This is a genomic window from Pseudomonas sp. Irchel 3A7 (assembly GCF_900187565.1).
GTDB lineage: Bacteria > Pseudomonadota > Gammaproteobacteria > Pseudomonadales > Pseudomonadaceae > Aquipseudomonas.
In genome coordinates, this window is record NZ_FYED01000009.1 from 64815 (window position 1) to 77484 (window position 12670).

Consider the following 12670-nt stretch of genomic DNA (forward strand, 5'->3'; position numbering starts at 1 on the left):
AGTCCTCGATACCGGGTTTGACTCCATGTCGACTCGCCGTTGGTCAGCTACCCACTACCGGACACGGCCCGCCGGCGTCCGCCCAGCGCTTGAACTGCGTGACAAAAATATCGTGCGGCACCGGCACCGGCGCACGATCACCGCCCGGATTCCAGCCCCAAAGCACCAGTTTGTCTTCACGGACATGCTTGATCAGCGCCGCGAAATCACGGTCGCCGTTTCGTGTACGGTCCTTGATCATGCTGCACAACTGGTCGGGCGGCAGGCCGATCCAGGCCATTTTGTGCGCCGCCGGCGGCAAACTCCAATGCGGTGCACCGGGTGGCGCTTTCGGGCCGTAGCTGGCCGGCGGATTGGCTTCGGCATGACAACTGGCACAAGGCAAGCCCGCCGCCCCCTTGCCGTCCATGCCGCGCACAACGTTCATCGCGTGGGGCGTTCCCGCGTCGAACTGCAACGGCGAATCGCCGGGAATGTGGCAGTTCTGGCACCGCGGGCTCTGGAACACTTTCTGTACCGTGTCGAAGGCCTTCACGGCCTCTTTATCTTCGGCGAACAGCTCGGTTGCATAGACAAAAAGGCCAACCAGTATCAGCGCTCCAAGCACCCAATGATGTCGTCTCATCTCACACCCCCGACAGTTGCAGCGGCAGCTCCCGCAGGCGTTGCCCGGTCAGGGCGAACACCGCGTTGGCTACCGCCGGCGCCGTGGGTGGTACACCGGCCTCGCCAATGCCTCCGGGTTTTTCGCTGCTGTTCAGGATATGCACTTGCACCACCGGCATCTCGTTGAGCCGCAGCACCTGGTAATCGTGGTAGTTGGACTGCACCACCTTGCCGTCCTTGATCGTCAGTTTGCTGTGCAAGGTGAAACTCAGGCCAAAGGCGATGCACGACTCCATTTGCGCCGCGATACTCTGCGGGTTGACCGCAATCCCGCAGTCCACCGCGCACACCACGCGATGCACGCGAATCGCCAGGTTCTCCTGGGACACCTCGGCGACCTGGGCCACGTAGCTGCCGAACGATTCATGCACCGCCACGCCCAAGGCATGGCCGTCCGGCAGTGGCGCTTTCCAGTTGGCTTTCTCTACCGCCAGGTTCAACACACCCAGGTGCCGTGGATGGTTCTTGAGCAAGGTCCGTCGGTATTCCACCGGGTCCTTGCCCGCCGCCGCGGCCAGTTCATCGATCAGCGATTCCATGACGAAGCCGGTGTGGGTATGCCCCACCGAACGCAGCCACAGCACGCTGATACCGGTTTTCGGCGAATGCAGGTCAACCTGATGATCGGCCAGTCCTTCGAGATACGGGCTATCGGCCACGCCCTCGACCGAGGTCTTGTCGATGCCGTTCTTGACCATGGCCGCTTCGAGCGAGGTACCGACCATGATCGACTGCCCGACCAGCACATGCTTCCACGCCATCGGCAAGCCGTCGGCACCCAGGCCGACACGCGCCTGGTGCAGGAATGCCGAGCGGTAGTAGCCGCCACGGATGTCATCCTCCCGCGCCCACACGGTTTTCACCGGTGCGCCCGCGGCCTTGGCGACCTGCACCGCTTCGGCGACAAAATCCGACGTCGGATTGGCCCGGCGGCCAAAACCGCCACCCAGGAACTCGGTATGGATCTCCACTTGCTCAGGCTTGAGCCCGGTGATTTTCCCGGCAATCATCTGGTCCAGGGTCTGGAACTGCGTACCGGTCCAGATCTCGCATTTGTCCTGGGTAATTTTCACCGTGCAATTGAGCGGTTCCATCGGTGCGTGGGCCAGATACGGCACGCTGTACTCGACGTCGAGGGTCTTGGCCGCTTTGGCCAATGCGGCCTTGGTATCGCCGGCCTGGCTGGCCGGAAGGCCGGGGGTGGCGGCGAGTTTGCGAAAGTCTTCCAGCAATTTCTGACTGTCGAGCCCGGCGTTCGGCCCCAGATCCCATTCGACGTGCAGCGCATCACGCCCCAGTTTCGCCGCCCAATAGTGATCGGCAATCACCGCCACGCCCGTCGGCACCTGCACCACTTTGTGCACGCCAGGAATCGCCAGCGCCTCGGCGCCTTCAAAGGATTTGACGCTGCCGCCGAATACCGGGGGACGGGCGACCATCGCGGTCATCAGGCCTTCGAACTGCACGTCCATGCCGAACCTGGCGCGCCCGGTGATCTTCTCTGGCGTGTCCAGGCGTTTCGTGGGTTTGCCAATGATTCTCCAGTCCTTGGCCTCCTTGAATTTGATGGTCTCAGGGTCCGGCACCGGCAACTTGCCGGCGTCGTCGGCCAGTTCGCCATAAGTGGCGCGCTGGTCGCCGGCAATCACTACACCCGATTCGGTACGAATGTCGGAAGGTGCGACGTTGAAGCGCTTGGCCGCCGCCTCGATCAACATCAACCGCGCCGCCGCGCCGGCCTGGCGGTAGCGGTCGAACTCCATCCAGGTCGAGGTCGAGCCGCCGGTGATCTGCATGCCACCAAAACCCGCCAGGCCATAGTCCTTGGCGGAGGCCGGGGAATGTTCGACGCGGATTTTTGACCAGTCGGCGTCCAGTTCTTCGGCGATCAACATGGTCAGGCCGGTCCAGATGCCCTGGCCCATTTCCGAATGACCGAGCAGCACGGTGACGCTGTTGTCATTGCCGATGCGCAGGAAGGCATTGGGGGCGAACGCGTTGCCCTGGTTCTCGGCCCCCACGGCAAAACGATGGCCACCGGGGATGACAAACGCCACCACCAGACCGCCGCCCAGCACGGCACTGCCTTTGAGAAAACCACGACGCGAGAGCGGATAAATGCTGTCCATGGCCACCTCAACCCAGCTCGGCGGCGCGTTTGACCGCGGCACGAATTCTTGGATAGGTGCCGCAACGGCAGATGTTGCCCGACAGCGCCTGATCGATATCGCTGACGGTCGGTTGCGGGATCTTCGCCAGCAACGCCGCCGCCGACATAATCTGCCCGGACTGGCAGTAACCGCACTGCACCACATCGAGTTCGGCCCAGGCTTGCTGCACCGGGTGCGAACCGTCAGTCGACAAGCCTTCGATGGTGAGGATTTTCTGGCCGTGTGCCACGGCTGTAGCCGGCGTGATGCAGGAACGTAATGGCGTGCCGTCGATGTGTACGGTACAGGCGCCACACTGGGCCATGCCGCAGCCGAACTTGGTCCCGGTGAGGTGCGCGACATCGCGCAGGACCCAGAGCAAAGGCATGTCCGCGGGGACATCCAGTTCCTGGTCCTTGCCATTGATATTGAGGGTCAGCATTGCGAAGCTCCTCAGACTCACGGTGTTCTGAAGGGGGCGTCGCTGTGGCAATGAACAACCTACGCGCGCCTTGGTTATCCCTACAGCTAAGTCCAATTTGCTTCGCTGGCCGAGGTGTATCGACCACCGGTCACACAAGAACCCTCTAACAGACGATGAGTAACCTGTGGCGAGGGAGCTTGCCCCCGCTGGGCTGCGAAGCGGCCCTATAAAGAAAGGGACTGCTACGCCGTCCAGCGGGAGCAAGCTCCCTCGCCACAGTGTCGGGGTCAAACCCTCGGCTTGAACAAAATACCGGTGTAACGCAACAGAAACAGCCCGAACGCCATACACCAAAGCAGCGCCGACAATCCCAGTCCCAACCCGGAAAACGGCACCAGCAACACCCGTGACAGGCCCGCCACCAGCACCAGGGCAAACCCCAGGACGATGGCTTTCGACGGCTGCAACGGCCGCCCGGTGTGACCCAGGCTGACCCGGGCAATCATTGCCAGAATCAACCCACCCACTCCACCCACCGCCAGCGAATGGGTCGCCAGGCTCTGTTGCGGCATCAGGCCGACATGCCACAGCGCCATCGCGAACACCGCCACCACCAGCCAGACGTAGGACAGGTACAGCGACCACAACAGCGGCACGCGCCACATGCCCCGATCATGCCAACGCCACAGGCGCAGCAGATGCAAAGCCCCCATCAGCACAAACAACGCCGCCAGCCAGAGCCTGGGGACATCATGTAAACCGAGGGCGAAGGTCAACGCCACAAGCAAACTACTCAGCAACAGGAACCGGGTCGGCCATGGACTGATTGCAGGCTGTGCCGGGCGATTCAAGCCGCGCTGGATGAAGAACGGGATCACGCGCCCGCCAATCACGCTCATCATCGCACCCACCAGCCACAAGGCGGCCAGTACACCACGCCGCTGCAGGCCTGCGTCATCCACCGACATACCCCACAGCGTCATGGCCTGACAACCGGCCAGCAGCATGACCATCAGCAGAATCGGATAATTGTCGCGCTTGCCGGCCGCTATCAGGTCGCGGCCCAGAGCAATGGCCAGCAGTGGCAGGAAAGGCAACTGCGATAGAAGTAGTAGCGCAGGAGGAATCGGCATCCACCAGGCCAGGCGCGCCAGCACCCAGACCAGCACCAGCCCGATCAATGGCCAGCCCTTGAGCGCAGGTCGGCCGGTCCAGTTCGGCACCGCCGTCAACAGGAACCCGCCGATGATTGCCACGGCGAACCCGAACGGCATTTCGTGTCGATGCCAGGCAAGCATGCCGCCCACTGGTTGCGCGCCGGGCAAGCGGCCGTACAACCACAAGGCCCAGATCGCCACCGACAGTGCGGCGAACGTGGCCCCCATCAAAAAAAACGGACGAAAACCCAGACTCAGGACCGGTGCCGCGAGCAGTTTGCGCATCAGACGAGCGCCCCGGCCAGTGGCTTGCTCAACCGGTGCTGGGCCAGCAGGCGCATGACGTAACCGATTTTCAGCAAGGTCGGGCCGACAATGGTCATGGCGTGCAATGACACTTGCGCCAGGATCGACAGGTGACCGTCATAAAGGTACGCGCCGTAGATCCCCGCCAGCAGCATGGCCAGGCCAACGCCGAGTACACGGCTGGAAAGGTGCAGAACATTCTGAGGATTGCTGAAGAAATGGAACATTTTCCGTACTCCTGTAGCAGTTCAGTTGTACGTTGGATGTATCAAGTCTCGTGCCATATATTTAAGCCATATGAATCAATAGATTGGAGCGATCCATGTCAAAACGACTCCTCTCAAAAGGAGTCATTTGGACACACATAGAAGTCATATTGACTAACAGCAACCTTGTAGGAGCGAGCTCGCTCGCGAAGGTGGTGAACGATAACGCGCAAGACCAGATACTCAGCGGTGCCCTGGAGCCCATCGCGAGCAAGCTCGCTCCTACAAAGAGCAAAAGAGCGTTTTGTCGATCTACGGCACAACCAGACAAGCACAGGCTGGCTACGCTGATAATCCAGCATGCAAAAACCTGCCAGGGAGACCCGCCATGCTACACGTTCAAAAACTCACCCCCTGCCTCTGGTTCGACGGTCAGGCCGAAGAGGCTGCGAAGTTCTACTGTGCGATCTTCGATCACGCAAAAATCACCGCCATCACTCACTACGGCAAGGCCGGCCAGGAAATCCATGGTCACGAGGAAGGCTCGGTGCTGACGGTCAGTTTCGAACTCGACGGGCACAGTTTCACTGGCCTTAACGGTGGCCCGAACTTCAAGTTCAATGAGGCGATCTCGTTTCAGGTCAATTGCCAGACCCAGGAAGAAGTCGATCACTTCTGGGGCAGGTTGTCCGCCGGCGGACCGGTGGAGGCACAGCAGTGCGGCTGGCTCAAGGACAAATTCGGCGTGTCGTGGCAGATCGTGCCGGTGGCGATGATGGAGATGCTTAAAGACCCTGACACAACCAAATCCCAACGCGCCATGGCGGCGATGATGCAGATGAAAAAATTGAATATCGCCGAGCTGCGACGAGCCTTTGATGGCGAGAGCTAATACACTCCGGGGCTGATCTGCCGAGGATTGACCATGACGTTCTCCAAGCCCAGGCCCAAGGAACCGGACAAGGCTCCGCGCTTCTGGCGCGATGATGCCCTGCCCTTTATCGAGGCACGCGCCATCGCCGACGGGCGCGAAGTCTGTTACACGCGGCATTCCCACGAGCATTTTTCCATCGGTGCGATCACCGCCGGACGCAGTACCTATGTCCACGAGCAATCACGATTCGAGGTCAGTACCGGCACCGTGGTGCTGATGAACCCTGGTGATGTTCACGCCTGCAACCCCATCAATGACCAGCCCTGGTCCTACCTGATGCTGTATGTCGATACCCCGTGGCTCACCGACCTGCAGCATCAGCTCGGCTTCAGCGACGACCTGGCGTTTCGCCGCTTCAGCGTCACCCATACGCCGGATGTCGACCTGTTTGAGGGTTTGAAGGATTTGTATGAGTTGCTGGTCGATCCGCAGCAGGACGTTTTGCATAAACACAGTGCGGCGGTGGAGTTTTTCACCGAGGTGCAGCTAAGGCTGAACCCGGTCGATCAGCCGTTGCGCGAGCCCAACTTCAAGCTCGAACGCGCCGCCGAATTCATCCGTGAACACTGCACGCAAATGCTCAAGCTCGAAGACATTTGCAAAGCGGCACAATTGTCGCCGTCCTACCTGATCCGCGCCTTCAACCAGCATTACGGCATGACGCCTCACGCCTTCCTGGTCAACCGCCGCATCCAGTTCGCCCAGGATCAACTGCGCAACGGCAAGCTGATCGCCGACGTCGCGCTGGAAGCCGGATTTGCCGATCAGGCGCATTTTCAACGGGCGTTCAAGCAGCATCTGGCGGCGACGCCGGGACAGTATCGGGGGTGATCCCACTCGCCGGAACTTGCTCACACGGGCTTTTGTGGCGAGGGAGCTTGCTCCCGCTCGGCGGCGAAGCCGTCGCAAGACCTGCATGCAAGGTCTGTCTGAAGGAATGTCGGGGCCGCTTCGCAGCCCAGCGGGAGCAAGCTCCCTCGCCACAAAAAGCCTGCTTGTCGATGTCTACGGCAGCAGTAAATACACCGCACTCACCGCCAACATCAGCGCCATCACCCGATTGAACCAGCGCATCCCCGCCGGGTTGTTCAGGTAGCCGCGCAAAAACGTCCCGGCATATGCCCAGCAACCGACCGACAGGTAGCAGATCACCAGGTACACCGCCGCGAACTGCCACACCAACCGCGCCTCACCATCGGCGACAAACGCGCCCATGCCGGCCACGCAGGCCAGCCAGGCTTTGGGGTTGAGCCATTGCATGACGGCCCCGTACAGCATCGACGGCGCACGGCCCGCCTCTTTCGCCTCAAGTTGCCCGTTGTCGGCCGCCAGCTTGAACGCCATGTACAACAGGAACGCCACGCCGGCCCACTGCACCACCTGAGTCATGGCCGGCCACAGCAGCAACAACTCATGCAATCCCAGCCCCATCAGCACCAGCAGCAACACAAAACCCAGCGTCGCCCCCGCCACATGCCGCTGACTGGCGCGAAAGCCGAAGCGCGCCCCCGAACTCAACGCCACGATATTCACCGGCCCCGGCGTTATCGAAGCGGCCAAAGCAAACGCCGCCATGGACATCATCAGACTCATCGCACACCTTCTTCCTGTCAGTTGAACCAGGCCTCAAGGTAATGAGCCCCTTGGCGTGCGTATTGAAGAAAACTGCCCTGCGAGACCACTACGCGTAATAGCCCACCACCCGTTTCACTTTCACCAAGGCTTCGCGCAGCAAGTCCATGTCCACCGAGCCCAGCGCCAAGCGAATCGCGTGCGGCACATGGGGGGTTATCGCAAAGGGTTCGGCAGGCGACACCGACACCTGCTCGCGCATCAGCGCCATGGCGATCTGGTCGGCCCGGGCGTCTTCGGCCAATGGCAGCCAGATGAAGTACGAAGAGGGATGGCTGATCGTCCTGAGTCCCGCCAGCACCTCCTGCGCCAAGGCTTGCCGGGCTCGTGCGTCCGCACGCTTTTGCCCCTCCAGCCTGCTCACGGTGCCGTCGTCGAGCCAGGCCGTGGCAATGGCCGTCATCACACCGGGGGTGTTCCAAGTGGTTGCCATGATCGTGCGTTCGAATCCCGCGATCCATTGCGCGGGCGCGGCCACGAAACCGACACGCAGGCCAGTGGCGACATTCTTCGATAAACCGGACACGTAGACCGTTCTTTCCGGTGCCATTTCCGCCAGGGGTGGCGGCGCGTTTTCCGCCAGGAACGCGTAGGCCGCGTCCTCGATGATCGTCAGGTCATGCTGGCGCGCCATCGCCACCAAGCGCTCGCGCTGATCGGCGTCCATCACCCAGCCCAGCGGGTTATGCAAGGTCGGCATCGAATAGACGGCCCGCACCGGTCGATTGCGGCAGAGCTTTTCCAGGGCCGGCAAATCCGGCCCCTTGTCGGTGACCGGAATCGGCAAGACTTCAAGGTGCAGCGTTTCGGCCAGCGTCTTGAAACCGGGATAGGTCAAGGCATCGGCGGCGATGACATCGCCGGGTTTGAGCAGCGTCATCATCACCACCGCCAGGCCATGCTGCGCACCACTGACGATCAACACCTGCTCGGCCGGCACGTTCAGGCCGCGATCGGCAAGATGGCGCGCGACCGAGGCCCGCTCATGCATGCGCCCCGCGTGGGGCTGGTAACGCAACAGGGCTTCAAGGTCGCCGGACAGCGCGAGCTGGCGCAAGGCCGTGCGCAACAGATCCGCCTGACCGGGCAACGACGGGTAGTTGAAGTTGAGGTCAATCATCCCCGCTGCCACCACGGACTGTGAAATGCCTTGCCCAGGTGGCAACGCTGTCTCCCTGACAAAGGTCCCGCGTCCGGTTTCGCCGCTGATCAGGCCCATACTTTCAAGCTCGGCGTACACCCGGCTGGCAGTGACCAGCGCCAGACCATGCTCGGTGGCCAGTTGCCGATGCGTCGGCAAGCGTGTACCGGGCGGCAAACGCCCTGAACGGATGTCGGCGGCAAAGGCATCTACGAGAGACTTGTAGCGGGAGCGCGGCATGTCGAGATGTATCCATGACAATTTTTTGATTGTATCGATAGTCAGCCATAGGATGGGTTTCATGCAAGCCAACAATGAGTGTGAGCGAAATGGAACGGACGTCGAACCTGCAAAACCGGGCGCTGGACAGCAATGCGAGCGGCTGGATCAATGGCCTGATCGGTGTGGTGATTTTCAGCGGCTCACTGCCGGCGACACGGGTGGCGGTACTGGAATTCGACCCGGTATTCCTCACGGTGGCCCGCGCGACGATCGCCGCGATTCTGGCCCTGTGCCTGCTTCTGGCGTTCAAGGAAAAACGTCCCGCACGCCATCAACTGGTGCCTCTGGCCATCGTCGCCCTGGGCGTGGTGGTGGGGTTTCCGCTGCTGACCGCGCTGGCGCTGCAGTACGTGACCTCTGCTCATTCCATTGTGTTCGTCGGCCTGCTGCCGCTCGCGACCGCAGTATTCGGTGTTTTGCGTGGTGGTGAACGCCCCCGCCCGGTGTTCTGGATCTTCTCGGTGCTGGGCAGTCTGCTGGTGGTCGGTTTCGCCGTGGCCCAAGGCCTGACCGCCTCACCCCAGGGCGACATCCTGATGCTGTTGGCGATCCTGGCCTGTGGCCTGGGGTATGCCGAAGGGGCCAAGCTGTCCCGCACGCTTGGCGGCTGGCAGGTGATTTCCTGGGCGCTGGTGCTGGCGTTACCGGTCATGGCGGCACTGACCTGGTGGCGCCTGCCGGTTTCGTTCAGCGGCATCAGCACACCCGCCTGGTTCAGCCTGGCGTACGTGTCGCTGTTCAGCATGCTGATCGGTTTCGTGTTCTGGTATCGCGGGCTGGCCCAAGGCGGAATCGCCGCCGTCGGACAACTGCAATTGCTGCAACCGTTTTTGGACTGGCCCTGGCGGCGACCTTGCTGCACGAGCATGTGAGCATCGGCATGCTCGGGGTGACCGTGGCGGTGATTCTGTGCGTGGCCGGGGCGAAAAAATTCGCCCGTTAGCCACTGCTATGGCGCTTGCCGTCATGACTGTACGGGTCAGCCCAACCGCCTCTCGTGATAAAAACAGGGCTCTCGTTACTGGAGCCCGCCCATGGACCTCGCCGCCCTCACACTCTTCCTTCCGGCCTGCTTCGCCCTGAACATGGCGCCAGGCCCGAACAACCTGCTGTCGGTCAGCAACTCCACCCGCTACGGCTACCGCATCGCCTGTGTGGCGGGGATGGGTCGTTTGCTGGCGTTCGCCGGGATGATCGCCCTCGCCTCGGCGGGCCTGGCGGTGGTGCTGCAAACCTCGGAGTTGTTGTTCTACGCGATCAAGATCCTCGGAGCGGCGTACCTGTTCTATCTCGCCTGGCAACTGTGGCGTGCCGACCCCGGGATGGAAAGCACCGTGACCGGTGCACCCGTGGGCATGCTGGCGCTGGCCCGACAGGAGTTTCTGGTGGCGGCGGGCAACCCGAAAGCGATCCTGATCTTCACCGCGTTCCTGCCGCAGTTCGTCGACTCGAGCCGCGCCATCACGCCGCAATTCGCGGTGCTGGGCGCGCTGTTCCTGGCGCTCGAATGGGTCGCCATCGCCGCCTACGCCTACATGGGCCTGCACATGCGCCGCTGGTTCGCCAAGCCGTCGGGCAAGCGGATGTTCAACCGCTGCTGCGCGGGGCTTCTATCAGCCGCTGCCTCGGTGTTACTGATGGCACGGCGCACCTGAAACATGAAACCAACTGCGGGAGCGAGCCTGCTCGCGAAAGCAGTGGTACAGCCAACATTAAAGTGGCTGACACTACGCCTTCGCGAGCAGGCTCGCTCCCACAGGGGCATTGATCTCATGGCGAATGAACAAAATTCCCTGTCGATTTTCCGGTGGAGGCTGCCCCTGCCCCGTTCTATGCTGCGTCCATGAACCTACAACACACGCAGCTTCCGCCCCACGCCGAGATGGTTCGCGCCATGCTCGAGCGCGACACCGCCTACGAGGGGGTGTTTTTCACTGCGGTGAAAACCACCGGGATCTTTTGCCGTCCCGGCTGTACGGCGCGCAAGCCCAAGCCCGAGAACGTCGAGTTCTTCGCCCACGCCGATGAATGTCTGTCCGCCGGCTACCGCGCCTGCCTGCGCTGCAAACCGTTGAATGCCGCAGCCACCGCCCCGGACTGGGTGCAGAAGCTGCTCAAAGCGGTGGACGCCAACCCCGAGCAGCGCTGGACTGACGCCCAGTTGCTGGCCGAAGGCATCGAGCCGCTGAAGTTGCGCCGCTGGTTCAAGCAGTATTTCGGCATGACTTTTCATGCCTGGATGCGCACCCGGCGCCTGGGCATGGCATTGGGCGGAATAAAGCAGGGCGATTCCATCGACAGCGCGGCATTCGACTCAGGCTACGAATCCCTGAGCGGTTTCCGCGATGCGTTCCAGAAATCCTTCCACATCACCCCCGGTTGCGCCGCCAACAGCGAACCCTTGCTGTTCACCCGGCTGACCACGCCTCTGGGGCCGATGATCGCCATGGCCGAACGACGTGGGCTGGTATTGCTGGAGTTCCTCGATCAGGCGTCATTGACCCGGGAAGTCGAAGCCCTGCAAAACCGGTTCGGTTACGCCGTGGCGCCGGGGCATAACGCGCATTTGCAGCACATCGAAGAACAGCTGGCTGAGTATTTTGCGGGCAGTCGCAGCGAATTCAACGTTGCCCTGCACATGCCCGGCAGCGAGTTCTCCCGCCAGGTCTGGGCCGAGCTGGCAAAAATCCCCTACGGCCAGACCACGACTTACGGTGCTATCGCCAGCCTCTTGGGCAAGCCCGGCGCCAGTCGCGCAGTGGGCCTGGCCAACGGTCACAACCGCCTCTCGATTGTGGTGCCCTGCCATCGCGTGATCGGTGCCGACGGTTCGCTGACAGGCTACGCTGGAGGCCAACCGCGCAAGGCGTTCCTGCTCAGGCTGGAAAACGCTGCGATACAGCTCACCGAACAACTCGCATTCTGACCCCCTGTGTTTTTCATAAGGAAGGAAATTCGATGGACAGGCTCGACACTCAATTTCATCAACTGCATCAGGACGGTCTGCTGATCCTCACCAACGTCGCCGACGCCGCCGGGGCGCGGCTGGTGGAGCAACTGGGCAACAAGGCGGTGGCCACCAGCAGCGCGGCGGTGGCCTGGGTCCATGGTTACCCGGATGGCAACACCCTGCCCCTTGAACGCTTGGTATCGACGGTCGAATCCATTGCACGGGTGATCTCGGTGCCGTTGACCGTGGACATCGAGGCCGGTTACTCCGACGACCTGGCTCGGGTTGCCCAGGTGGTAGACGCGGTTATTGCCGCCGGTGCGGTGGGGATCAATATCGAGGACGGTGCCTCATCACCCGAACTGCTCGCCCGCAAGATCGAAACCGCCCGCGAGGTCGCCGTTCGGCGTCATGTGAATCTGTTTATCAATGCGCGCACTGATGTGTACCTGCGAGGCCTGGTTCCCGCCGAAGATCGCGTGGCAGAAACCCTCCAGCGCGCCGCGCTGTATCAAGCGGCCGGTGCCAACGGCTTGTTCGCGGCGGGTGTCACGTCGGATTATGAGATCAAAGCGCTGTGCCAGGGCACACCACTGCCGTTGAATGTGCTGGGGTTACCCGGCCTGCCGTCGCCTGAAGCGTTGCAAGGACTCGGCGTGCGTCGCCTGAGCGCCGGCTCGAACATCGCCGAGTTTCTCTACGGCGCCATGGCTTCACTGACCAAAAGCTTTCTGCAGAACGGCAAACTCGACAGCCACGACATCAAGGCGTTGACCTATGGCGAAATCAACGCGCTGTTGAAACCGTCCGGGAAAGCCTGAG

At 61.9% G+C, this 12670-nt stretch carries 12 protein-coding genes and 1 pseudogene; 6 read left to right on the plus strand and 7 right to left on the minus strand.

Annotated elements, in window-relative coordinates; all coding sequences use genetic code 11:
- Positions 1 to 43 precede the first annotated feature (43 nt).
- The 5 genes from CKW21_RS16190 to CKW21_RS16210 form a co-directional block, all read right to left on the minus strand.
- Positions 44 to 625, minus strand: coding sequence for a hypothetical protein (locus tag CKW21_RS16190; protein WP_095194956.1), 582 nt, complete (start codon positions 623 to 625; stop codon positions 44 to 46).
- Between the two features lies 1 nt (position 626).
- A complete protein-coding gene (locus tag CKW21_RS16195) occupies positions 627 to 2795 on the minus strand; it encodes a xanthine dehydrogenase family protein molybdopterin-binding subunit (RefSeq protein ID WP_095194957.1) in 2169 nt (722 codons plus the stop codon).
- Between the two features lie 7 nt (positions 2796 to 2802).
- A complete protein-coding gene (locus tag CKW21_RS16200) occupies positions 2803 to 3258 on the minus strand; it encodes a (2Fe-2S)-binding protein (protein ID WP_095194958.1) in 456 nt (151 codons plus the stop codon).
- Positions 3259 to 3527: 269 nt separating this feature from the next.
- The gene (locus CKW21_RS16205) at positions 3528 to 4682 is read right to left on the minus strand and encodes an NnrS family protein (protein ID WP_095194959.1); all 1155 of its coding nucleotides are present in this window, start codon (positions 4680 to 4682) and stop codon (positions 3528 to 3530) included.
- Positions 4682 to 4930 (minus strand): transmembrane sensor/regulator PpyR, encoded by a 249-nt coding sequence (locus CKW21_RS16210; RefSeq protein ID WP_095194960.1) that lies wholly within the window; start codon positions 4928 to 4930, stop codon positions 4682 to 4684. The genes CKW21_RS16205 and CKW21_RS16210 overlap by 1 nt, the downstream gene beginning before the upstream one ends.
- A gap of 367 nt (positions 4931 to 5297) precedes the next feature.
- Between CKW21_RS16210 and CKW21_RS16215 the strand changes: the two genes are divergently transcribed.
- Both CKW21_RS16215 and CKW21_RS16220 read left to right on the plus strand, forming a co-directional pair.
- On the plus strand, positions 5298 to 5801 hold the full coding sequence (locus CKW21_RS16215) for a VOC family protein (protein WP_095194961.1): 504 nt from the start codon (positions 5298 to 5300) through the stop codon (positions 5799 to 5801).
- Positions 5802 to 5834: 33 nt separating this feature from the next.
- Positions 5835 to 6674 carry an AraC family transcriptional regulator gene (locus CKW21_RS16220; RefSeq protein WP_095194962.1) on the plus strand — a complete coding sequence of 280 codons (840 nt, stop codon included), beginning with the start codon at positions 5835 to 5837 and terminating at the stop codon, positions 6672 to 6674.
- A gap of 174 nt (positions 6675 to 6848) precedes the next feature.
- Here the strand turns inward: CKW21_RS16220 and CKW21_RS16225 are convergent, their stop codons facing one another.
- Positions 6849 to 7436, minus strand: coding sequence for a LysE family translocator (locus tag CKW21_RS16225; RefSeq protein WP_095194963.1), 588 nt, complete (start codon positions 7434 to 7436; stop codon positions 6849 to 6851).
- Between the two features lie 88 nt (positions 7437 to 7524).
- Positions 7525 to 8856, minus strand: coding sequence for a PLP-dependent aminotransferase family protein (locus CKW21_RS16230; protein ID WP_095194964.1), 1332 nt, complete (start codon positions 8854 to 8856; stop codon positions 7525 to 7527).
- 89 nt (positions 8857 to 8945) lie between these two features.
- Between CKW21_RS16230 and CKW21_RS16235 the strand changes: the two are divergent.
- The 4 genes and pseudogenes from CKW21_RS16235 to CKW21_RS16250 all read left to right on the plus strand — a co-directional run bounded on the left by CKW21_RS16235 (position 8946) and on the right by CKW21_RS16250 (position 12669).
- Positions 8946 to 9841: pseudogene (locus tag CKW21_RS16235) on the plus strand (DMT family transporter).
- 91 nt (positions 9842 to 9932) lie between these two features.
- Positions 9933 to 10553, plus strand: a complete 621-nt coding sequence (locus tag CKW21_RS16240; RefSeq protein WP_095194965.1) for a LysE family translocator — start codon at positions 9933 to 9935, stop codon at positions 10551 to 10553.
- A gap of 188 nt (positions 10554 to 10741) precedes the next feature.
- Positions 10742 to 11824: a bifunctional transcriptional activator/DNA repair enzyme AdaA gene (locus tag CKW21_RS16245; protein ID WP_095194966.1), complete on the plus strand. Its 1083-nt coding sequence runs from the start codon at positions 10742 to 10744 to the stop codon at positions 11822 to 11824.
- Positions 11825 to 11856: 32 nt separating this feature from the next.
- Positions 11857 to 12669 carry an isocitrate lyase/phosphoenolpyruvate mutase family protein gene (locus CKW21_RS16250; RefSeq protein ID WP_095194967.1) on the plus strand — a complete coding sequence of 271 codons (813 nt, stop codon included), beginning with the start codon at positions 11857 to 11859 and terminating at the stop codon, positions 12667 to 12669.
- The last annotated feature ends 1 nt before the right edge of the window (position 12670 follow it).

Coding starts and splice junctions, on each gene's coding strand:
- CKW21_RS16250 (WP_095194967.1), top strand. CDS start 11,857: ATGGACAGGCTCGACACTCAATTTCATCAACTGCATCAGGACGGTCTG.
- CKW21_RS16205 (WP_095194959.1), bottom strand. CDS start 4,682: ATGCGCAAACTGCTCGCGGCACCGGTCCTGAGTCTGGGTTTTCGTCCG.
- CKW21_RS16210 (WP_095194960.1), bottom strand. CDS start 4,930: ATGTTCCATTTCTTCAGCAATCCTCAGAATGTTCTGCACCTTTCCAGC.
- CKW21_RS16245 (WP_095194966.1), top strand. CDS start 10,742: ATGAACCTACAACACACGCAGCTTCCGCCCCACGCCGAGATGGTTCGC.
- CKW21_RS16190 (WP_095194956.1), bottom strand. CDS start 625: ATGAGACGACATCATTGGGTGCTTGGAGCGCTGATACTGGTTGGCCTT.
- CKW21_RS16225 (WP_095194963.1), bottom strand. CDS start 7,436: ATGAGTCTGATGATGTCCATGGCGGCGTTTGCTTTGGCCGCTTCGATA.
- CKW21_RS16220 (WP_095194962.1), top strand. CDS start 5,835: ATGACGTTCTCCAAGCCCAGGCCCAAGGAACCGGACAAGGCTCCGCGC.
- CKW21_RS16240 (WP_095194965.1), top strand. CDS start 9,933: ATGGACCTCGCCGCCCTCACACTCTTCCTTCCGGCCTGCTTCGCCCTG.
- CKW21_RS16195 (WP_095194957.1), bottom strand. CDS start 2,795: ATGGACAGCATTTATCCGCTCTCGCGTCGTGGTTTTCTCAAAGGCAGT.
- CKW21_RS16200 (WP_095194958.1), bottom strand. CDS start 3,258: ATGCTGACCCTCAATATCAATGGCAAGGACCAGGAACTGGATGTCCCC.
- CKW21_RS16215 (WP_095194961.1), top strand. CDS start 5,298: ATGCTACACGTTCAAAAACTCACCCCCTGCCTCTGGTTCGACGGTCAG.
- CKW21_RS16230 (WP_095194964.1), bottom strand. CDS start 8,856: ATGCCGCGCTCCCGCTACAAGTCTCTCGTAGATGCCTTTGCCGCCGAC.